At 50.4% G+C, this 22,398-nt stretch carries 14 protein-coding genes; 13 read left to right on the top strand and 1 reads right to left on the bottom strand.

Annotated features, from left to right (window positions below):
* The first annotated feature begins 39 nt into the window (after positions 1–39).
* The 6 genes from JHJ32_RS07070 to JHJ32_RS07045 all read left to right on the top strand — a co-directional run bounded on the left by JHJ32_RS07070 (position 40) and on the right by JHJ32_RS07045 (position 9,179).
* Positions 40–1,209: a glycosyl hydrolase gene (locus JHJ32_RS07070; protein WP_233632533.1), complete on the top strand. Its 1,170-nt coding sequence runs from the start codon at positions 40–42 to the stop codon at positions 1,207–1,209.
* 26 nt (positions 1,210–1,235) lie between these two features.
* Entirely contained in the window at positions 1,236–4,331 is a 3,096-nt protein-coding gene (locus JHJ32_RS07065; protein ID WP_200120460.1) for a TonB-dependent receptor, read from the top strand.
* Between the two features lie 33 nt (positions 4,332–4,364).
* Complete coding sequence (locus tag JHJ32_RS07060) at positions 4,365–5,900, top strand: RagB/SusD family nutrient uptake outer membrane protein (protein ID WP_079716368.1); 1,536 nt, start codon at positions 4,365–4,367, stop codon at positions 5,898–5,900.
* A gap of 5 nt (positions 5,901–5,905) precedes the next feature.
* Complete coding sequence (locus JHJ32_RS07055; RefSeq protein WP_233632532.1) at positions 5,906–7,003, top strand: family 43 glycosylhydrolase; 1,098 nt, start codon at positions 5,906–5,908, stop codon at positions 7,001–7,003.
* Between the two features lie 23 nt (positions 7,004–7,026).
* The gene (locus JHJ32_RS07050; RefSeq protein ID WP_079716366.1) at positions 7,027–8,028 is read left to right on the top strand and encodes a glycoside hydrolase family 43 protein; all 1,002 of its coding nucleotides are present in this window, start codon (positions 7,027–7,029) and stop codon (positions 8,026–8,028) included.
* Positions 8,029–8,102: 74 nt separating this feature from the next.
* Positions 8,103–9,179, top strand: a complete 1,077-nt coding sequence (locus tag JHJ32_RS07045; protein ID WP_233632531.1) for a family 43 glycosylhydrolase — start codon at positions 8,103–8,105, stop codon at positions 9,177–9,179.
* On the opposite strand, the gene JHJ32_RS07040 is transcribed toward JHJ32_RS07045, so the two are convergent.
* On the bottom strand, positions 9,173–10,075 hold the full coding sequence (locus JHJ32_RS07040) for an AraC family transcriptional regulator (protein ID WP_079716364.1): 903 nt from the start codon (positions 10,073–10,075) through the stop codon (positions 9,173–9,175). The two genes, JHJ32_RS07045 and JHJ32_RS07040, sit on opposite strands and share 7 nt — an antisense overlap.
* A gap of 131 nt (positions 10,076–10,206) precedes the next feature.
* Here JHJ32_RS07040 and JHJ32_RS07035 point away from each other — a divergent pair, with 131 nt between their 5' ends.
* The 7 genes from JHJ32_RS07035 to JHJ32_RS07005 all read left to right on the top strand — a co-directional run bounded on the left by JHJ32_RS07035 (position 10,207) and on the right by JHJ32_RS07005 (position 22,398).
* Positions 10,207–13,593: a PVC-type heme-binding CxxCH protein gene (locus JHJ32_RS07035; protein ID WP_200120459.1), complete on the top strand. Its 3,387-nt coding sequence runs from the start codon at positions 10,207–10,209 to the stop codon at positions 13,591–13,593.
* A 26-nt stretch (positions 13,594–13,619) separates the two neighbouring features.
* Complete coding sequence (locus JHJ32_RS07030; RefSeq protein ID WP_200120458.1) at positions 13,620–14,333, top strand: ThuA domain-containing protein; 714 nt, start codon at positions 13,620–13,622, stop codon at positions 14,331–14,333.
* 30 nt (positions 14,334–14,363) lie between these two features.
* The gene (locus JHJ32_RS07025) at positions 14,364–15,473 is read left to right on the top strand and encodes a Gfo/Idh/MocA family protein (protein ID WP_079716361.1); all 1,110 of its coding nucleotides are present in this window, start codon (positions 14,364–14,366) and stop codon (positions 15,471–15,473) included.
* A 20-nt stretch (positions 15,474–15,493) separates the two neighbouring features.
* Positions 15,494–16,342 carry a sugar phosphate isomerase/epimerase gene (locus JHJ32_RS07020; protein WP_079716360.1) on the top strand — a complete coding sequence of 283 codons (849 nt, stop codon included), beginning with the start codon at positions 15,494–15,496 and terminating at the stop codon, positions 16,340–16,342.
* A 4-nt stretch (positions 16,343–16,346) separates the two neighbouring features.
* Positions 16,347–17,894 carry a sugar MFS transporter gene (locus JHJ32_RS07015; RefSeq protein ID WP_200120457.1) on the top strand — a complete coding sequence of 516 codons (1,548 nt, stop codon included), beginning with the start codon at positions 16,347–16,349 and terminating at the stop codon, positions 17,892–17,894.
* A gap of 51 nt (positions 17,895–17,945) precedes the next feature.
* Positions 17,946–19,154, top strand: coding sequence for an enolase C-terminal domain-like protein (locus JHJ32_RS07010; protein WP_200120456.1), 1,209 nt, complete (start codon positions 17,946–17,948; stop codon positions 19,152–19,154).
* Between the two features lie 130 nt (positions 19,155–19,284).
* Positions 19,285–22,398 (top strand): SusC/RagA family TonB-linked outer membrane protein, encoded by a 3,114-nt coding sequence (locus JHJ32_RS07005; RefSeq protein ID WP_200120455.1) that lies wholly within the window; start codon positions 19,285–19,287, stop codon positions 22,396–22,398.

Here is a 22,398-nt window from a genome sequence, read left to right as displayed (position 1 = left end):
TGTAATGACGAAGGCCAAGCGCCGATTTAATAACCAATAATGAAACCAAACACTATGCGAATTTTTAGCACATCTTCCCTTTTTATTCCGTTATGTGCACTTTTTTTATGGTGTGGCTGCGATAACCATCGAAAAACAGAAACAGGGGATGTTGACCCAAACCGAAAGATCTGGACGGCCGAGGAAGCTAATGCTTGGCAAGCGGGGCAGGGATGGCTGGTCGGGCCCAATTATACCCCGGCGACAGCTATCAATCAGCTTGAGATGTGGCAGGAAGATACGTTTGACCCCGAGACCATCGACAAAGAGCTGGGTTGGGCCGCGGATCTTGGCATGAATACGGCACGTGTTTACCTGCACGATTTGCCGTATGAGCACGACTCGGCAGGGTTTATTGCCCGGATTGACCACTTTCTGCAATTGACTGATAAGCATGGTATCCGGCCGTTGCTCGTTTTTTTTGATTCCTGTTGGGATCCCTTCCCTGTTGCCGGAAAGCAGCGCGATCCCAAGCCCCATGTACACAATTCGGGGTGGGTACAGAGTCCTGGACAGCATGCGCTGAAAGACAGCACCCAGTACCCGCGGCTGGAGCGTTATGTGAAGGGAGTGATTGGCCATTTTGCTGATGACCCCCGGATTTTGGGTTGGGATGTCTGGAATGAGCCGGATAACATGACCGGGCCATCTTACGAAGCGGTTGAAATCAAGGATAAAGTATCGTACGTGTTGCCCCTGTTGAAACAAGCTTTCGAATGGGCGCGGTCAGCCAATCCATCCCAACCACTGACGTCTGGAGTGTGGGCAGGGGATTGGTCATCGGATAGTACCTTGAAGCCAATCGAGCGTTTGCAAATCGAGCAGTCTGATATTATCAGTTTTCACAATTATGATACGCCAGAAGATTTTGAAAAACGCATCCAGCAGCTTCAACGCTATGGCAAGCCGCTTTGGTGCACCGAATACATGGCACGTCCCAACGGCAGTACATTCGAAGGGTTTCTGCCCATCGCCAAAAAATACAATGTAGCCATGTTCAACTGGGGATTTGTCGATGGCAAGACGCAGACTATTTACCCGTGGGACAGTTGGACAAAATCGTACACGGCGGAGCCTCCATTGTGGTTTCATGATATTTTCCGCGGCGATGGCACGCCGTACAAACAAGAAGAAGTGGACGTGATCAAAACGCTCACGAATGCTGAGTAGATTCAAACGTAGCTAAACTTATTTTTATGATACACAGGATTTTTATATGTTTTTTCTTTGTTGTCAGTGTTCATACCATGGCGTTTGCGCAACAGGTATTGAACGGGCAAGTAGTGGACGAGGGTGGGCAACCGCTGCCCAATGCAACCATTGTGGTCAAAGGGACCAGCCGTGGCACAGCGGCGGATGAGCAAGGACGGTTCAAGCTTGATGTAGCCGATGGCAATGCCGTCATTGTGATTACTTACCAGGGATACCTGCCGCTTGAGGCGGTGGTGGGCAATGAGCTGGATCAGGTATTTACGCTTCAGGTAGATGAAGCGCAGGCTACATTGGATGAGGTAGTGGTTATCGGATATCAGGCCGTTCGCCGTAAAGACCTTACCGGCGCCACAGGGATTGTCAATACCGCCGAAGCACAAAGGACCGTAGCGCGGTCGCTGCCCGAATCCTTGCAGGGACTGTCTTCCGGCATCACGGTGCGGAATGGCGGGGCGCCCGGGCAGGAGGCCGTGGTGAATATACGCGGCCTCAGCACTTTTTACGGCAACGCCAATCCATTGTATGTTATCGACGGCATGTTTGCCGATCCCAACACGACCGTAAACCCCGCTGATATTGAAAGCGTGCAGGTGTTGAAAGATGCGTCCGCGGCAGCCATCTATGGCTCCCGTGCGGCGAACGGCGTGGTCATTATCACCACCAAAAAGGGTCGTCCCGGCGAACCGAAATTCGAGGTTTCAGCCCGGCAAAGCGTATCCACCGTACCGCGCCGGTATGACATGATGGACGGCCCGGAATATGCTGCAACCAACAGAAGGGCCTATGAAATGGCTGGTTACGCTATTCAACCGGGCATTGCCAACTACCAGGGGGATGTGAATACCAATTGGGCCGATGAACTGTTGCGTACCGGAGCGGTAAGCGACCTGAACGCGTCTATATCCGGGGGAAGCGAAAACACCAACTACCTGATATCTGCTGGCTATTTCAAGGACAAAGGTACACTTATTGCCCGCGATTTCGAACGGATGTCCCTTCGCGTAAATGGCGAGCTTCGAAAAGGCCGGGTCAAAATAGGTGAAAATATTGCGATTACCAACTCGACGAGGAATACGCCGTTCCAAGGTGGGGCATTCGCTGGTAATCCTTGGTATGATATGTGGACGAGCGTCCCAATTCTCCCCGTGCGGAGCGACGACCTGATCAGCGGCGCCAACCCTGGAGGATGGGGTTACGGGTCGGCATCGTTTATCAATACCTTTTCCCGCAACCAGGTAGCCATCGCTGATATCACTTCGACGAGGAATAACTTTGCAAAAATCATCGGTAACGCCTATGTGGACGTCGATATCATCAATGGTTTGAGCTACCGGTTCAATGCCGGACTGGAAACCAGCTTCGACAAGAGCAGATCGATCCGTAAGGACGGCTCATGGTATCAAAACCAATCACCCGAATTTAGCTCCGTCGGGGAAAACCGGTCCCAGTTTTTGAGTTACCTTTTTGAACATACGGTCAATTACGACTATAACTTTGGCAAACATCACTTGAATGGAGTGGTCGGATTCACGCAGCAGACTGTGCAGACGGACAATGTCAATGCTTCGCGTTTGCAGCTGGCACGGTTTGGCGGTGAGTATTTTACCACGATCAACTCGGCAACAGGCGATATGGCGGCAGCAGGCAGCCTGCAGCGCTATTACATCGATTCCTATCTGGGCCGGATCAACTATACGTATGACGACAGGTACTTGGCTACGTTTACCTTTCGCTCGGACAAAGATTCGCGTTTCTCACCCGATTACCGCGTAGGTAATTTTCCTTCCGTAGCCTTGGGCTGGCGGCTCAGCAATGAGGAATTTTTCGACATACCCTGGGTAAACGACTTTAAAGTACGCGGATCCTACGGGGTACTTGGTGCGGCAAACCTCAGTGCTTATGAATACATCGGATATCTCAACCAAGGCCCCAACGTTGTCCTGGGACCTGGGCAGGAAACGTTCCCCGGCGCCATACAAGCCCGTCTCGTATATGAAGATCTCCGGTGGGAATCAAAAGCTACCACGAACATAGGTTTCGACGCCACCGTGCTGGATAACCAAGTGATGGTCGGATTCGATATTTTCCGGTCGGTTTCAAAAGATGTATTGGTTGGGCAGCCGCTGCCAATGTATTTGGGCAACTTGCAGGGGGATCCGTTGGTCAATATCGGATCGATTGAAAACAAAGGTATTGAGATTGATCTCGGTTATCGGCCCCAGATCGGCGGCGAATTCAAATGGGATGTCATGGCTAACGTCAGCTTTATCCGGAATAAGGTACTCGAACTAGGGAGCTTGGGCGTCGATCCGGAAACGGGGCTTCAACGCAACTACATTACCTCAGGCCATACGCGTACACAAGTAGGCCGCTCGGTAGGTGAGTATTTCCTGATACGCACCGACGGCTTGTTCCAATCCGCCGAAGAGATCGCCGAACACAGGGCGCAGGCAGACATTGCTCAGCCCGGCGACATCCGGTATGTCAACTTGGTTGACGGAGGCACTGGCGATGATATCAATGACAACGATAGGACGTTTGCCGGATCGCCTTGGCCGAAATTCACCGCAGGCATGCAGTTTAACGCGGCGTATAAGAACTTTACGTTGGGAATCCAGCTTCACGGAGTGTTTGGTCATATGCTCTACAACGATGTCCGCCGCGATTTGGATAGCTATGGCAATTCCAACTACCGCCGGGCAATCAACCCATGGACCCCGGAGAATACCAACACCAGTTTCCCGCGCTTGGGCGTGAGTGAACTCCCCGCAGGAGAAATAGCCGACCGGGGTATTATTTCGAATGCCAGAGCAAACTCCGACCGTTGGCTGGAAGACGGATCGTTCCTGAGACTGCGCAACGTTGAATTGGGGTATACCATTCCTGATCGCCTCCTGGGCAGAATAGGTATTACCAATACCCGCGTTTATGTGAGCGGGCAAAACCTGTTCACGCTTACCGGTTATACGGGGCTCGATCCCGATGTGACAGGCGCCAACGCCAACCTCCAACCGGGGGTTGACAACGGAAATTACCCTGCATCCAGGATTATTTCATTCGGATTGGGTTTTGGATTTTGATGTAAATAAGTTAGCTAATTAAGAAACTACGACATGAAAAAATTAGGAACGATAGTATTGTCGGTGCTGTTGATAGCAGGTTCATGTACGCGCGATTTCAACGAGATAAATCCCAATGCGGCTACCATCGCCAGTTTTTGGGCGACCGCTGATGACGCCGAAAGGGGAGTGAACGCAGTATATAGCACGTTCTACCGGACCCCTGCACTGTATTCGAGATGGATTTACTACCACGGTACGCTCAAATCGGACGAGGGTTTTGGCTCCGGCGGTGACGGCGGGCTCAACAACCTGATGAGTTTCAACCAAACGGACTACAACCTGGGATTGACAGCTTCTACATGGCACACGTTGTATGTCGGGGTATTCAGGGCAAACCAAGTATTGGCCAATGTACCTGAGATAACGATGGACGACAACCTGAAAAGAAGGCTGATCGCTGAGGCGAAGTTTCTTAGGGGGTTATTTTATTTCAACCTGACCCTTTACTTCGGGCGTCCGCCGCTTATGCTCGAGCCATCACAAGTGGATGATATGCCACCGAATGCCACTACGGCCGAAGCATATGCGCAGGTTGCGGCCGACCTGACCGAGGCGATTCCCGACCTGCCCATTTCCTATACCGGTAATAATGTCGGGCGGGCTACAAGAGGAGCTGCGTATGCGTTGCTCGGCAAAACCTACCTGCAACAAAACCTGTATGAACAGGCCGCCCAAGCATTTGAGTGGTTGGTCACCGGAGAGGGGCGTAATGTGTATGACTTGACACAAGATTACAGGGATAATTTTTTGGTAACCACTGAAAATAATATCGAATCGGTGTTTGAAATTCAATTTAGCGAAAACTTGGCGGAAACCACGGATGACGACGTGAACGAAAGCCAGATCAATAACACCGGTACGTCGATAGCCCAGTTCTATGCGCCGCCGGGCGTGGGCTTCAGCGATGGTGCTGCCCGTCGATGGGTAGTCGATGAGTTCCTGCAAGAGCAGACGGTAGACGGCGAACGCGATCCGCGGCTAGCGGCTTCATTTATCTTCGACTATACGGATCCGGCCGGGCCAGCGGCTACCATGGTGTACGGACAGACGTTCGCCGAGCGGTATGGATCGGGGCCTCAGGCCAATGGCGTTTGGTTTAGGAAATTTTTGAATGACCATTGGAAAAATCAGGAGGGATTTCGTTCGCCCAACAACTATCGGATGATCCGGTATGCAGATGTCTTGCTTATGTATGCTGAATGCCTTAATGGTATGAATCGTACCGCTGAGGCCTATCCATATGTGGACCGCGTGCGTGTACGTGCTGGGCTGCAGCCGCTGAGCGAGGCTCGGCCGGGGCTGAACCAGCAGGCTTTCCACGAACAGATTAAGCATGAGCGATTGGTGGAACTGGCTGGTGAGGGCTGGCGGTGGGCAGATTTGCTGCGTTGGGGAGATCTTGGCCCCCATCTTGCCGACCGTGATCCCGAATTTACTAACTTTGTGGAGGGACGTCACGAGTATTATCCCATTCCGCAGACCGATATCGATTTGAACCCCAACTTATCGCAGAACCAAAATTACTAGCGTTAATGATGAAGATATCGATGAGAACAACAGCCGTTCGCTCTTCCGTTTTGGTTGTACTTATACTGGTTGCCATCGCTTGCAGCAAGTCAAGTAACAACGATGGGCCGGAGGTGCCTGGGCCTGAGCCGGAGGTGACTCGGTACACCAACCCGGTATTTGAGCCCATCTTGGCGGATCCATCGGTTGTGCGCGATCCACAGACCGGTTTTTTCTACGCCTATGGTACCGAAGATAATTGGGGAGACGGACAAGGCAGTCGCCTGATACCTATTCTGCGATCCGCAGATCTTGTGAACTGGACGGTAATGGGCAATGCGTTCACCGCCAAGCCAACATGGAAGGACAATGGATGGCTATGGGCGCCGGAGGTCGTTCACGTGAATGGCCGGTATTACATGTATTATGCTTATTCCACTTGGGGTGATCCCAACCCGGGGATCGGTGTGGCATTGGCTGATAATCCTACCGGGCCCTTCGTCGATCATGGCAAGCTATTTACCAGCCAGGAGATAGACGTGCCTAATTCAATTGATCCATTCTATTTTGAAGAAGATGGGCAAAAGTATCTGTTTTGGGGTAGTTTCAGCGACGCGCCCACGCAAGGTACTTATGGCGTGCTGTTGGCCGATGATGGTTTATCCATACCGGACTTCAGCCGGAAATTCAAGATCGCCGCAGGGGATTTCGAGGCAGTGATGATTCATAAACGGGAAGGTTTCTACTATTTTTTCGGTTCAAAGGGCAGCTGCTGTGAGGGAGCCAATAGTCAATATCACGTATTGGTTGCGCGATCAACGGATTTGGCCGGACCTTACTTGGATAAAAACGGAGATGATATTTCAGAACGAGGCAAAGGAACGCTGCTCATCGAAGGTAATAATGTGTTCGTAGGGCCCGGGCATAATGCGCGGTTAATCACCGACGACAATGGTACAGATTGGTTTATTTATCATGGTATCGATAGAAGCCGGGGAACCGTGAGCAGCGGCGCCAGCCGTCGGATGCTCATGCTTGATCGCATAACCTGGCGTGACGGCTGGCCGGCGATTGCCGGGGGTACACCTAGTACTTCTCCGCAAGAAGCGCCGGTGTTTCAATAAAAGGGGAGTATAAAAGATAAAAAATGAAAATGCTTATTCGTTATGCCGTCATGCTCATCCATGTCTTGTCATTTTCTGCAATGCGGCTATCAGCCCAGGAAGAGCAAGATTTGTTTTTTGCAGATCCGACGATATATGTAGACAATGGTAAATACTACTTGACCGGAACCGGAGGCAGTGCCGGTGGGGCACCGGGGTTTTCCATGTTGGAATCTGATGACTTGAAAACCTGGGCTCCGCCTACCGGAGCAAATGATGCTGTACACATGATTCTGACCCAAGGAGACCAAACGTATGGTACAGAAGGCTTTTGGGCGCCACAGCTATTCAAGGCAACGGACACGTATTACCTCACGTATACAGCCAATGAACAAACCGTATTGGCACAGTCAACGACTTTGTTTGGGCCATACCGGCAAAAAGAAGTCGTCGCCATTGACAGCTCCGAAAAAAATATCGACTCTTATATTTTCAAGGATGACGACGATAAATACTACCTTTACCATGTGCGGTTTGATGACGGTAATTACCTGTGGGTAGCCGAGTTTGATTTAGCAAAGGGCACGATTAAGCCGGAAACGCTGACAAAATGCTTTGGCCAGACCGAACCCTGGGAAGCCACTCCGGCTTATGGGGCGTCGCCCATCATGGAAGGTCCGACCGTTGTCAAACTGAAGGGCAAATACTACCTGTTCTATTCGGCCAACCATTACAAAAGCGTTGATTATGCTGTCGGATATGCCGTATCGGATTCGCCATACGGCCCTTGGGTCAAGCACCATGATAGTCCCATCCTGCACCGTTCTGTCGTAAGCGAAAACGGAGCTGGGCACGGTGATTTGTTCGAAGGATTAGACGGCCAATTGTATTATGTATATCACGTGCATTTTAATCAACAGCAGGTAAGCCCCCGGAAGACGCGGATAGTCCCTGTCATCAAACAATGGGACGCTGAGGCTGGCCTATACACGTTTAGTATAAATAGCGACGCGGTCATTGAACCCGTGCTGGCCAAAAAAAATTGAACTTTTCAATGGTGCATACATCGATATCCTTCCGAAGTGTTTGCGGTGGATTGAAACACAAAAAATAATAAGCAATGATATTACCTGTATTGTTTTCCCAGCTACTTACAGCAGCTGTTGCCGGATGCGGCACCATGGTCGCCAGTCCGCATCCGGATAGTCAGCATGCTCCTGTCCGTCAAGACAGCACCTATATCAACCCCGTTTTTGAACCTATCCTCGCTGACCCATCGGTTATCCGTGATCCACACTCGGGATACTTTTACGCCTATGGTACCCAAGATAATTGGGGTGATGGCCAAGGCAGCCGGTTGATTCCCGTTTTGCAATCAGCCAATTTGGTCGATTGGCAAGTCGTAGGGCAGGCGTTTTCCAGTAAGCCTACGTGGAAAAGCAATGGCGGCCTTTGGGCGCCAGATGTAAACTATGTAGACGGCATGTATTACCTCTACTATGCATATTCCACATGGGGCGACCCCAATCCGGGAATTGGCGTGGCCGTAGCGGAGAAACCCACCGGACCTTTTGTAGACCATGGCAAGTTGTTCGCGAGCGAAGAAGTGGATGTACCCAACTCCATCGATCCATTTTATTATGAAGAAGCAGGGAAAAAGTACCTGTTTTGGGGCAGTTTCAGTGATGCGCCTACCCAGGGCACCTATGTTGTGGAGTTGGCAGACGACGGCCTGTCCGTACCTGATCTTAGCCGAAAAATCAAGCTGGCAGCAGGCGATTTTGAGGCCGTCCTGATCCATAAGCGGGATGGATACTATTACTTCTTCGGCTCCAAAGGCAGCTGCTGCGATGGTGCCAACAGTCAGTATCACGTATTGGTAGCCCGGTCTGAGCGCCTGATGGGACCTTATCTCGATAAAGCTGGGAATCCGATCACAGCCCGCGGCAATGGGACGTTGTTCCTGAAAGGCAACGACAAGTTCGCCGGCCCTGGACACAATGCGCGGCTCATTACCGATGATGCAGGAACAGATTGGTTCATCTATCATGGTATCGATCGAACGCAAGGCAAGGTTTCAAGTGGGGCAAGCCGGAGGATGCTGATGCTCGATAAGGTCATCTGGCGCAACGGTTGGCCGGAGATCGCCGGTGAGGTGCCCAGCACAACCCCGCAGCGGATGCCTTTCTTTCAGTGATAGTGATGATAAGATTCGATCGCCATTTTTTGGTATTCATTTCGGTATTGGTGTGGCTGCTTCCCGGTAACCATCTTGAATTGCTTATTGAAGTTGGTGAGTGACTGGAAGCCGCACTTATAACCGATACGGTCAATGTTCATTTTGTCTTCTTTGAGGAGTTTGCATGCGTATTCAATGCGGATTTCTTTCAAAAAGTCCGAAAAGGATTGGTTGACACGTGATTTGAAATACCTGCTGAATGATGTGCTGGTCATACTGGCGATGGAGGCGACTTCTTCCAGATGGATTTTGCGGTGGAAATTTTTCATGATAAACGCATAGACCTTATTCATCCGGTCTGTCTCCGCCTCGGTGTTGTAAGCCTTGGAATGGGTGTCCGTGATGAGCTGGCATTCATCGGATAGGGCAATGGTATTCAATATTCGCAATAGTTGGATAATACTGTCCGCACCTTTCAAGTCCAGTAATTCTACCATCAGCTGGCTTACCTGTACTTGTGTATCGCCCTTGATCTCAATACCGCATTGGGAACGCAGAAACAAGTGTTTGATGCTTTCAAATTCTTCCTTATTATGGATGGTCTCGCCTAAAAAATGATCATGGAAATAGATGACGACCACGGTTGTGCTTAATCGACTGTCTTTTTCAAAATAGGCATTATGGTTACGCCAAACATGCGGCAAGTTGGGGCCGATTAATACCAGATCATTTGCTTTGAAGGGCTTGATGCTGTCCCCCACGAACCGGTTCCCTTCACCTTCTACGACATATGACAGCTGGAATTCGGGATGCAAATGAAAAGTGGGATCGAAGTATGGTTCAACCTGTTTTCGCACGACAAACGACTTGTTTTCCGGGATAAGTGCTTTCGGTATGATGTGGCTTTTCTTCATGATTTATCTTTGGTTGTCCATAAATATACGCAATTATGATATAATTTGACTATAAAGGGATAACATAACGCGGTTTTCTTGTGATTTTGCCGCTTACTTTTGTATGACCAACGGTTATAGAGCTATATTTTATGAGAATAATTTCCTACTTGTATATTATCTTTTTCTGCCTGTTTCTTTTCCAATGTACGCACGACAACCGTGATTATCCGCGGAGAGCCGAAGTCTTGTTTCTGGAAAGCGCTAATGCTCCCGATGTATCGGGCAAATACGCGTCTTGGTTGGCCATCGAACTTTTCAAGAGCGGCATTAACCTTACTTATACAACGGATCGTGCAGACTTAAACGATGAAAACCTGCACTTGTATGACGGTGTAATTTTATTTACGCTCCCGGATTCCATTTCTTCCGATCAGGAGCGCGCACTGGAAAAGTTCGTAGATAGTGGCAAGGGGTTGGTTGTGCTTGGTGGGCAGTTTCTTGGTGCCAATCAACCGCGATGGGTCGCCAAGGCACTTGATGGCAGTGCACCGGTTGCCGATACAGGCTCAAGGGAGGCATCCACTGATTCCCTATACCGGTTTAATAAAGGAAAAGGTCGTGTATACTATACAGTCAGCGGCCATGACGAGCCGACCTGGAAAAGCCTGGACTTCCTCCGGTCCGTTAACAAAGGCGTGCAATGGGCGATAGGAGATCGGGTAATGGAATTGGTTGCACAATTGCAGATTCCCAATGTCAGCATCTATGAAGATACAATTGCCGATTTCACTGCTCGGCATTTTGTGCCGAAAATGCAGGAACCGTTGTCGCCTGAAGAATCGAAAAAACTGATACAGGTCCCCGTAGGTTTCGAACTAAAACTATTTGCCGCAGAGCCGGATATTGTAAATCCCATTGCAATGAGCTGGGATGAAAAAGGGCGGTTATGGATCATTGAGACTGTCGATTACCCCAATAATTTCGTCGAGCTCAAAGGGGAAGCAAATGACCGGATCAAAATATGCGAAGATACGGACGGCGATGGCATCGCCGACAAGTTTACGGTGTTTGCTGATGGGTTAAATATTGCCACGAGCCTTACGTTTGCCAACGATGGTGTGATTGTGGCCATGGCCCCACACTTCATCTTCATGAAAGACACGGATGGAGACGATGTGGTTGACTTACGGGACACCATCATGACCGGTTGGAATAAGAATGACACACATGCCGGGCCTTCAAACTTGCAGTATGGGTTTGATAATAAGATTTGGGGTGTCACGGGCTATGCAGGCTTCGATGGCCATATCAATGGTCGGCGGCTTGCCTTCGGCCAAGGCGTGTATCACTTTAGACCGGACGGTACCGATTTCGAATACTTGGCAACCACCAGCAACAATACATGGGGGTTAGGTATGACTGAAGACAACAACATATTTATTTCTACCGCAAACAACACACATAGCGCATATTATTCCATGCCTGAACAACTGGTGCAGCGCCAGCTTACGGACGACGGTAGGAGGGTTACTGTCAATGCGGTGCAGAAAATCGACGGTCATTATGATGTGCATGCTATGCAACCCAATCTTCGGCAGGTGGATGTAGTCGGTGGCTTCACATCTGCTGCGGGGCACCAGCTTTACACGGCGCGCGATTATCCTCAGAAATACTGGAATAAGGTTGCCTTTGTAACAGAGCCGACGGTACGCTTGGTACACAACGCTCTCATTGAGCCTGATGGTGCCGGTTTTAAAGAGCACGATGGGTGGAACTTAGCGGCCAGCTCGGACGAATGGTTTGGCCCTATTCACGCAGAGGTAGGGCCGGACGGTGCAGTTTGGATACTCGATTGGTATAACTTTATCATCCAACATAATGTATTCGTGCCGGCGCAGGCGCCTTCAGACAAGGTGTTGCCGTTTGTCGAGCAGCCGCATGGTCCCGGAAATGCGTTTGAAAGCGACCTGCGCGATAAGAAATACGGCCGTGTTTACCGGTTGGTGCATAAAGACGGCAAACATAAAGCTCCCCATAAGCTTTCGAAAGATGATACGGGCGGCCTGCTGAAGGCACTGAAGAGCGACAACAAATTCTGGCGGACGCATGCCCAGCGGCTATTGGTGGAACGGCAGCGCGACGACGTAACAGGTGAACTGATCCGGATTGTGTCCGACCAAAAAGTAGACCAAATCGGACTGAACGCCCCCGCTATCCATGCGCTTTGGACGTTGCAGGGATTACACCTTATTGATAAGCGGCAAGACGTATTCAATATCGTAGTGGAGGCCTTGAAACACCCTTCGGCGGGGGTACGGAAGGCGGCTGCCCAGGTACTTCCCGTAGCCGATCGATCCCGCGACGCACTACTGAATAGCGGGATCTTAGCAGACACCAACCTGAATACCCGCATGGCAGCGTTTGTAAAACTGGCCGAATATCCTGCTTCGGAGGCCGTTGCCAGGGCCCTGCTTGAAGCGACAGATGATCCCGCCAACGAAGCAGACCGATGGTTATCGCAAGCCCTGTTTGCGGCGATTGCCCGGCACGAAGATGCATTCTTTAAGCTGGCGCCTGCACAAGCCGGCAGCAGTTTCGCCAACCGAATCCTCGAATCGCTGGCCAATGAGCAGTACATGCTGGGGCGCCGTAGTCGTTTCCCGTTCTCGCCGGATGTTTCAAATAAGGAAATCCAGATCCAAGCAGATATCCATAGGCGTGATAACCAAGCCTATAATGGGCTGATTGTCGGACAAGGAGACAAGGCGGCGGGATACGCGCTTTATGTCAAAAACAACCGGCTGTTTTTTGAGGTCTATCAACATGGCCAGACGGCCACCGTTTCTTCACGGGGCCTCCTGCCTGATAAGTTTGTGGCCGAGGCACGGATGGCGGCAGATGCCTCAATTGAGTTATCCGTAAATGGGGCTACCCAAGGCAAGCAGCAAGTTATGCATTTGTTTACCGAGCCGTTGCAGCTCAACCTGCGCTCGGGCGAAGATTTTGATGAAGCTTATGCCTTTGCGGATTACGGCGGTCCATCGGATTTTACAGGTGATATCAATAACATCTCCTTGAGACTGTCAAAAGCGCGACAATCTGCTGTACACGCTCAGCGGGGGATGTCAGCGACTGTAGACCCAGCCACTCATATGCCCTCCGAGCGTGTCGAGCTAAAAGCGGTCAAAGACATCATGCAGTATGATAAGAAATTAATTACGGTTCCCGCGGGTAAGCGAATCACGTTGGTATTTGAAAATCCCGATGGTATGCAGCATAACCTGTTAATCATCCAGCCCGGAACGTTGGACATTGTCGGCAAGGCGGCCGACGACATGCTGCGGTCATCAGAAGCATTTGACAGGCAGTACGTGCCAGCGATTCCTGAAGTATTGCACCATACCCCATTGGTAAATCCCGGCGAGAGCTTCACGCTGGAATTTACCGCACCCAGGGAGCCCGGCGATTACCCGTATGTCTGCACCTTTCCGGGTCACTGGCGGGGGATGAATGGGATTATGCGCGTTATTAAGTAAATCAGGAACACAAAATGTATATCAAGATGAAACACACAATGAAGCTATTCGCAGTCCTCACCTTAATGGCGATGGCTGTCGGCACAGCGCTCGCTCAAACCAAACCGCTCCGGATACTGATGGTGGGCGGCGGCGGATCACATGATTTTAGTCGTTGGTACGGCGAGGAAGATGCAAAAACGATTGAATCGACGGGAGCCTACCAAGTAACATACACCGAGCAGGTGGACGCTATACCGGCCTATCTGAAAAGCACCGATATCCTTATTCTGGCCAACAATCAACCCATCGATGCAACGGGGCAGGCTGCCATTACCAAATTTGTCGAAAAGGGGAAGGGGTTATTGCTGCTCCATGCCGCCGTGTGGTATAACTGGGAGGATTGGCCGGCGTACAACCTGAATTACGTGGGCGGCGGCAGCAAGAGCCACGAAAAATTCCAGGAATTTAAAAACTATGTCGTCAATCCCGCGCATCCCGTTACGCAGGGCGTTGCTCAAAAATTCGAGTTTCAGGACGAACTGTATCGCCACGTTCCCGACCCGGCCGCAAGGGGGATTGAAGTACTGGTTATCGGCCAGTCAAAAGAAACGGATGCGGTCTATCCGGTGGTATATACCGTAAAGCATCCCAAGGCGAAAATCGTAGGAATCACGTTAGGGCATGACGAGCATAGTCATCAGCATGAGGCTTACAAAACCTTGCTAATCAATGCGGTCAATTGGGTTTCTAGCAAATAACAAGTATAACCAGCTAAATAAAAATCAAATATGTCAAAAATCACTGTCGTTATCGTTGGTATGGGTTTTGGAAAAGAGTTCATTCCCATTTATCAGAAGCATCCGAATATTAAAGCTGTCGGAATCTGTACGCGAAATGAAAACACGCTCAACGAGCTGAAAGCGAAGTTTAACTTAGACGAAAACCTTGTTTTCACTGATTTCGAAGAAGTGGTGAAACGGGAAGACGTGGATGCCATCCATATTGTTACGCCTGTGCCCGAACATGCCCGGATGACGCTGGCGTCGTTGAATGCAAATAAACACACGGCCTGTACCATACCGATGGCGATGACCGTGGAAGACTGCAAAGCCATTGTGGAAGCCAAGCGCCGTGCAGGGAAGGTGTACATGATGATGGAAACAGCACTTTACACCCGGGAATTTCTTTACGGATTGAAACTTGCGGAAAGCGGCCAGCTGGGTAAAATCCAATTTGTCCGCGGGTCGCACATCCAAGACATGAGCATGGAAGGGTGGGCTGAATATTGGAAGGGCTATCCCCCGATGCTCAACGGTACCCATGCGATATCCCCGTTACTGCGCATCAATAACACCATTGCGGAATCCGTGGTTTGCCATGGTTCCGGTCGACTTTCCGATGATTTAGCCAGCCGGTATAATGCACCTTATGCCGTGGAAACTGCCACGTTCAAGCTGAAAGGTTCCGATGTAGTGGCAGAGGCAACCCGTTCGTTGTTTGACGTGGTGCGGCAGTATCGGGAGAGTTACGATGTTTACGGTACCAAGATGTCCTTTGAATGGGAACAGCTCCAGGACGAGGGCCACGCGGTCTTTGATGGCGGTGAAAATGCCCAGCGGCTGGATGTGCCCGACACGGATGAACTGCTGATTCCGGAAATTGCGGACTTCACGAAGCGCGAGCGGATTGATGACCCCAACCACGTGTCCTTTTTGCAGGGAGCAGGTCATGGCGGTTCGCATCCGCATCTGGTGCAGGAGTTTGTAGCGGCTATCGTGGAAGGGCGGGATTCTGCCGTGGATGCAGCATTGGCCGCCAACTACACCTGCGCAGGAATATGCGCCCATGAGTCGGCCATGAAGGGCGGTGTCCGTATTGAAGTGCCAAGTTTTGAATAATCTAATGTTGGTTTGTTACGATGAATATAGGAATAAGCACGTTTGTTTGGGTTTCACCGTTTTCAACGGCGTCGTTTGACATCTTGCGCAAAGCCAAAGACATCGGCTATGATGTTATCGAGATTGCTGTGGAAGATCGGGAATTGATCGATTGGGCTGTTTTAAGGAAAACCTGCCGGGAAATGGACCTGAGCGTCACCGTCAGCGGCGCGTTTGGCATGGACCGCGATATTTCCAATGAACTGCCCGAGATCCGGGCCAACGGGCTTTCCTATATCATCGATTGCCTCGAAATCGCCAGCGAATTGGAAAGCCCGCTATTCGGCGGACCATTATACTCAGCCGTGGGCAAGACGCGGTTGGTTCCAGAGAGACAGAAACAGCAAGAACGCCAGTGGTGCCTCGATAACCTGTACCAAGCGGTGCAGCGTGCCGAGGCGCTCGGTGTGACCTTGGCGTTGGAGCCGCTAAATCGATTTGAAACCGATATGGTTAACACGGTTGACCAAGCCATAGCGCTCGTGGATGAGGTGGGGAGTGCCCAGCTGAAGATCCTCCTGGACACCTTCCACAGCAATATCGAAGAAAAAAATATTCCGGCAAGCATTATCAAACTGGGTAGCCGGTTGGCCCATATCCAAGCCAACGAAAACGACCGGGGTACACCCGGCACAGGCCACCTCGACTGGGTCGGTATCTGCGATGCACTCCAGACCATTGGTTACCAGGGTAGCTTGGTTATCGAAACGTTTGGTGCGCCATCCAAAGAATTGGCGAGAGCGGCCAGCATATGGAGACCGTTGGCCGCCAGTGCCGACGAACTGGCCGAAGAAGGATTTGCTTTCCTGAAGAAAACATTTACCGCTTAACCTGATGAGTCCTACAACCATACAAAACGCCCAGCACCCGGAGACACCCAGCAAAACACTTTTCTGGGGATGCTTCATGGTGTTGGTCGCTTCGGCCTTCGGGTTTGTATTCCGCTCATACCTGATGCATGAGTGGGGCATCCGCTTTGACCTGAGCAAGACCCAGCAGGGACAGATTTTTGGGGTCAGTTTCTGGCCATTTGCGTTGAGCATTGTTTTGTTCAGCCTAGTGATTGATCAGATCGGTTATAAAAAGTCCATGATTTTTGCGTTCATCTGCCACGCAGCTTCCGTCTTGCTGACCATTTTCGCCAACGGTTACTGGATGCTTTATTTCGGTACATTCCTGTTTGCGCTGGGCAATGGAGCCGCCGAGGCTGTCATCAATCCGGTGGTGGCCAGTATGTATCCGCGGGAAAAGACCAAATGGCTGAATATCCTGCATGCCGGGTGGCCGATGGGCATCGCCATCGCCGGCCTGTTTGGGATCACGCTGCTCCACCTCGAGGTCGACTGGCGGATCATGATGTTGTTTATTCTGTTGCCTACAATGGCGTACGGTGCATTGATATTCAATGCACATTTCCCGGTCAATGAGCGTGTAAAAGCGGGCGTGAGATATATCGACATGCTTCGGGAAGTGGGCGTGTTGGGGTTTCTCATCATTACGAGCCTATGCGCCTTCGAATTGGGTAATTTGCTGGGTTGGGGTACGGCGCTCAGTTTGCTGGTCATTGTCGTTGTAGTGGCGTTTGTGGGATTTTACCTGAAAGCATTGGGCAGGCCGCTGTTGGTCGTGCTGCTGCTTGTCATGGTGCCCTTGGCTACGATGGAATTGGGTACGGATAGCTGGATCACAGACCTCATGACGCCGGAAATGCAGAAGCTCGGTTTTCAGGGTGGATGGGTATTGGTGTTTACCGCGATCATCATGACCGTGCTCCGCCTCTATACAGGGGTGGTCACCAAGCGTATGTCGCCCTTAGGCATCCTTGCGATCAGCGCGTTGGTATCAGCGGTAGGCTTACAGTGGCTATCTTTTTCGGCAGGAGCCACTATTTTGCTGGCAGCGGGATTTTACGCCGTGGGCAAGACTTACCTGTGGGGCACCATGTTGGGCGTGGTGTCCGAGCAGTTCCCCCGGGGCGGTGCTTTGGCGCTGAACATCACCAGTGCGGTGGGGCAGTTAGGCGTAGGCATTATCGGCGCCGTTTTTTTGGGAGCCGTGCAGGATAGCGAAATCGATTCGACACTACAGGCATACGACCTGGAGCACCATACCACCTATTACAGCGAGTATGTTACGGAGGTTAAGCGGAGCATCTTTGGCGAGTATAAATCCTTAAACCAAGAAAAACTGTCGCAGGCAGACACGGAGACGCTGGACATCATCGCCGGCGTGGAGAACGAAGCAAAAAAATCGGCACTATCTACCGTGTCGATACTGCCGATGTTTATGTTTCTATTTTATCTCGGACTTGTCCTGTACTTCAGGGCGCAGGGAGGATATAAACCCGTCGTCCTTGAAGACCCACCGGAAAGTTTTCATTAAACGGAGTAACGAAAATTAAGTGATAAACCAATTGTTAAAAACGACCCGATTATGATGAACAGAAGAAAATTTATCCATGCACTGAATGCGGGGGCTGCATTGAGCTTGGTAGCAAAGCCATCACTTGCAGCGCTCTTCATGGACGGCCAGTCTGCACGTATGCAGGATGAACTTGCTTATCACACCATTCAATCGATCACGTTTGGCGACGTACGGTTGCAATACCCCCGGCTTGTCGGGAAGAACGCCCGGCTCGATCTACATGGGTATGGCATAAGAAATGAGATCTGCATCATCACGACAGACCGGGGTGCTAAGGGCTGGGCATCACTTCGCGGTGGCCGTGGCGGGGCGCAACGTGTCGTGCCGGAGCTGGTAGGAAAGAAACTCTCGGATGTGTTTCAGGTAGCCATGGGCATTACAGACGAGCGTTATCTCCCATTCGATATGGCGTTGCACGATTTGGCCGGGGTTGTGCTTAATAAGCCCGTATACGCCTTGTTGGGCCGTGAGCAGCCGTTTACCACGAAGTATTACAGCGGCATGATTTACTTCGACGACCTGGAGCCCGCCCACGCGCCGGGGGGAATCGACCAGGTGCTTGCTAACTGCCGCTACGACTACGACTACGGCTACCGGCAGTTCAAACTGAAGATCGGGCGCGGCCACCGGTGGATGTCGTACAAAGACGGACTGGCACGGGATGTTGAGGTGACGAAGGCCGTCGCGGCGGCGTTTCCCGACTGCGATATTTTGGCAGACGGCAACAACGGCTTCACCGTTCACGAGTTTATCGAATACCTCAAGGGAATCGGTAACATTCCACTGTTCTGGATCGAAGAGCCTTTTCACGAAACCGTTGACGACTACCGGAAATTGCGCGACTGGATGAGCCGGGCAAATGTCAAAAGCCTGCTTGCCGATGGTGAAGCCGACCCCGATCCAGCGCTGCTCGACGAATTGATGCAGCAAAAGCTCATGGATGTCCACCTTACCGATATCGAGGGGCTTGGATTCACCAATTGGCGGAAGCTCATGCCGAAGCTGGTTGAATATAAGGTGCAAGCATCGCCCCATGCTTGGGGCTCGTTGTTGAAATCTTACTATACGGCCCATTTGGCTGGAGGCCTTGGGAATACCGTAACAATCGAGGGTGTCACGAGTACATCAGATGACGTGGATCTCAGTGGATATACGATTAAAGACGGCGAGCTGATTCCACCTGCTGCGCCTGGATTTGGCATGGCGTTACTGCGTTGAAGTAGCTAAAAATCTTTTCAGGAACCTGTTTTTGCCACCCGGGAGAAATAGGTTCCATTTTGCGGACTTGAAATAGCGTTTCGAAGTCCGGTTGACCAATACAGTTATAAACAATTAAAACAAAACAATTATGAGTAAAGCTTTACTTGTATCGTTGCTATGGTGCGTTGGACTATCCATAGCAATGGCCCAAACCCGCTCCATCACGGGGACGGTAAGGGATGCGGCGGATCAATCACCGATTGGCGGAGCGACCATTCGGGTGCAGAGTAGCCAGCGAACCACTTCCTCGGGAGCGGACGGGACTTTTTCCATTGAAGTGGCTTCGGGGAGCGACTCCCTGTTGGTCTACTTCCTCGGGTATGAGGAAGCACGGGTTGCTGTGGAAGCCACACAAAACATCGTGTCAATTGCGCTTACGTCGTCGTCCGAGTCGCTGGAAGAAGTGGTGGTGACGGGGTTTGGTATGACGCAGAAGAAGGCATCATTGACAGGTTCGATATCAACGATAAATGCGGAGGACATCAGTCGTTCACTGGCATCAACTACGTCAGGTGCCTTAGTCGGCAAAATCCCTGGTTTGAATTTCCGGCAAACGGATGGACGGCCCGGTGCGACCACCAACATCCAAATTCGTAACATGGGCAGCCCCCTATACGTTATCGACGGCGTGCAGAAGGATGCAGGACAGTTTAACAATTTGGATTTCAACGATATTGAATCCATAGCAGTGCTCAAAGATGCCTCTGCGGCAATATACGGGGTGCGCGCCGCGAATGGCGTTATTGTTGTGACGACTAAACGAGGAAAGCGTAATACCAAGAACACTATCAGCTTAACTTCTAATTTTGGTTTTCAGAATTTGTCTGCGTTCCCACGACCTGCAGATGCCGCGACCTATGTAGAAAATTACATCCAATCCGAAACGGTCCAAGGAGCCACCAATTACCGCTATACCGCAGAGGATCTACAGAAGTGGCGGCAAGGAACAGAGAAGGGGTATGTGCCGTTTGATTGGTATGATTTTATCTGGGAGACTTCTCCGCAAAACTATATTAATGCCAATGTTTCCGGTGGGTCGGATAAGATTAATTATTATTTCAGCGTTGGGCATCTCAATCAGCAAGATGTAATTGTAAACTACGGTGGGTTTAAGCGTACAAATGTACAAATGAACATTACATCACAGATTTCCGACCGGTTCCGTGTAGGCGCAAACTATAACGCCCGATTGGAGCAAAAAGTAAACCCCGGTGTGCCCGGAGGCGATGATTTGTGGCTGCCTCGTTTTGCGACCTTCCGTAATCTGCCGACTGTTCGGCCATTCGCAAACGATAATCCCGATTACCCAACGTTGACATCCAATGATCCAGGTACAAATTTCGGTTGGTTGAATTATGATCTGTCCGGTAAGTTTCAGGATACTTGGCGCGTAAGCCAGCTCAACTTCGATGCTGAATACGACCTTATTGACGGCTTGAAAGCGAGGGCACTTGTTGGATATTATTACGCCAACCGTCGTATGGACAACCATGAGTACACCTACAAATTGTACGGTTATGATGAGACTACGGATACGTATCCGGTGATTTTTGAGAACAACAACCCGTGGCGCGAACGTATGATTGAACATGTTGAAGAGATGACATCTAATGTTCAGCTGAATTGGAATAAAACAATCAATAAACACACATGGGCCGTCCTCGGGGGCGTGGAAACTATTCTTAGAAAGCATCCATCAACGTGGGTACATTCTATTCCGACAGCCAATGCGTTAAGACTCATTGATTTCGAAACAATGGATACCTATAACGATGTGGGTGATAATCCTCAGGCCCGGGTTGGATTTATTGGTAAAATAAATTACGATTTTGCAGGTAAGTATCTGCTTGAATTCATTGGTCGGTATGATGGTTCGTGGAAATTCCCACCCAATGATCGCTGGGGGTTCTTTCCGGGCGTGACCGGAGGTTGGGTTGCTTCTGAAGAAGCATTTTGGAAAGATAGTAAATTGGGGAGTGTGGTCAATTATTTAAAGTTGAGGGGTTCGTATGGCATGGTAGGTGACGATGATACCAATCTGATTGGATATAGTCCGTTTGACTACCTTGCTGGCTACAATTATAAACAAGGTGGTTCGGTGATCGACGGCAAGTATGTGCTGGGTACGCAACCTCGTGGTTTGCCTGTAACCACCTTGTCTTGGTTGCGGGCCAGATTAGCCAATATCGCTATCGACGCGGCTTTTTTGAACAATCGGTTGACAACCACGTTTGAGATCTTTCAACGTAAGCGTACAGGTTTGCCCGCGGCGCGCTATGACGTCTTATTACCTCTTGAGGTTGGATTTGGATTACCCAATGAGAACTTGAATTCCGATATGCATCGGGGATACGAAGCGGTGATCCGTTGGAGCGATCGCGCAGGTGATTTTACCTATTCGCTCGGTGGTAATGTCACGTATTCAAGGTTTTATGATTGGGATCGGTATAAGCCCCGCTTCAGTAATTCGTGGGATGAATATAGGGGTTCTATTGTGCGACGTTATGGCCATCTCAATTGGGGACTTGAGTCAAATGGACAATTTCAAAGCTGGGAGGAAATTGCCAACTGGCCCATTGACAACGACCGTCAGGGTAATCGAACCTTACGTCCAGGCGATGTGAAATATGTGGATCAAAACGGTGACGGCGTGATCAACCATCTGGATGAAAGGCCAATCGGTTATCGGCAAAATGAGACACCAGCGCTTAATTTTGGATTGAACTTCTCTTTCGCTTACAAAGGGTTCGAATTGGCTCTGGACTTTTCCGGTGGTGGTATGTTCACGTTTTATCAGGAATGGGAAATGCGTAACCCATTCCATGACGGTGGAAACAATCCGCAATATTACTTCGATGATGCGTGGAAACTGTCCGATATCTGGGATGCCAACAGTGAGTTGATTCCCGGTAAGTACCCGATGCTCCTGATTGGCAATAGCGCACATAGCAACTATTGGAATAGCGACTTCTGGAAGCAGAACATCCGGTATATCAAGTTACGCAATCTGGATTTCGGTTATTCTCTCCCAACGCGGATTTTGGAGCCACTCTCCCTTACTGGAGTCCGAGTATACTTTTCGGGGCAAAATCTCGTGACATTGACTAACTTGATAGGTATCGACCCTGAAATGGATGCTACTAACGGATTAGGGTATCCTACGTATCGGATCATGAATTTCGGTATAAATGTAAGGTTTTAG

Source organism: Parapedobacter sp. ISTM3, from assembly GCF_016533505.1.
Lineage (GTDB): Bacteria > Bacteroidota > Bacteroidia > Sphingobacteriales > Sphingobacteriaceae > Parapedobacter > Parapedobacter luteus.
This window is presented reverse-complemented; position numbering and strand designations above follow the sequence as displayed.

Bases quoted from the DNA above. Each gene is read 5' to 3' on its own strand.
- JHJ32_RS07060 (WP_079716368.1), top strand. From the start codon at position 4,365: ATGAAAAAATTAGGAACGATAGTATTGTCGGTGCTGTTGATAGCAGGT.
- JHJ32_RS07055 (WP_233632532.1), top strand. From the start codon at position 5,906: ATGATGAAGATATCGATGAGAACAACAGCCGTTCGCTCTTCCGTTTTG.
- JHJ32_RS07025 (WP_079716361.1), top strand. From the start codon at position 14,364: ATGTCAAAAATCACTGTCGTTATCGTTGGTATGGGTTTTGGAAAAGAG.
- JHJ32_RS07015 (WP_200120457.1), top strand. From the start codon at position 16,347: ATGAGTCCTACAACCATACAAAACGCCCAGCACCCGGAGACACCCAGC.
- JHJ32_RS07040 (WP_079716364.1), bottom strand. From the start codon at position 10,075: ATGAAGAAAAGCCACATCATACCGAAAGCACTTATCCCGGAAAACAAG.
- JHJ32_RS07005 (WP_200120455.1), top strand. From the start codon at position 19,285: ATGAGTAAAGCTTTACTTGTATCGTTGCTATGGTGCGTTGGACTATCC.
- JHJ32_RS07010 (WP_200120456.1), top strand. From the start codon at position 17,946: ATGATGAACAGAAGAAAATTTATCCATGCACTGAATGCGGGGGCTGCA.
- JHJ32_RS07065 (WP_200120460.1), top strand. From the start codon at position 1,236: ATGATACACAGGATTTTTATATGTTTTTTCTTTGTTGTCAGTGTTCAT.
- JHJ32_RS07030 (WP_200120458.1), top strand. From the start codon at position 13,620: ATGAAACACACAATGAAGCTATTCGCAGTCCTCACCTTAATGGCGATG.
- JHJ32_RS07020 (WP_079716360.1), top strand. From the start codon at position 15,494: ATGAATATAGGAATAAGCACGTTTGTTTGGGTTTCACCGTTTTCAACG.
- JHJ32_RS07070 (WP_233632533.1), top strand. From the start codon at position 40: ATGAAACCAAACACTATGCGAATTTTTAGCACATCTTCCCTTTTTATT.
- JHJ32_RS07045 (WP_233632531.1), top strand. From the start codon at position 8,103: ATGATATTACCTGTATTGTTTTCCCAGCTACTTACAGCAGCTGTTGCC.
- JHJ32_RS07035 (WP_200120459.1), top strand. From the start codon at position 10,207: ATGAGAATAATTTCCTACTTGTATATTATCTTTTTCTGCCTGTTTCTT.
- JHJ32_RS07050 (WP_079716366.1), top strand. From the start codon at position 7,027: ATGAAAATGCTTATTCGTTATGCCGTCATGCTCATCCATGTCTTGTCA.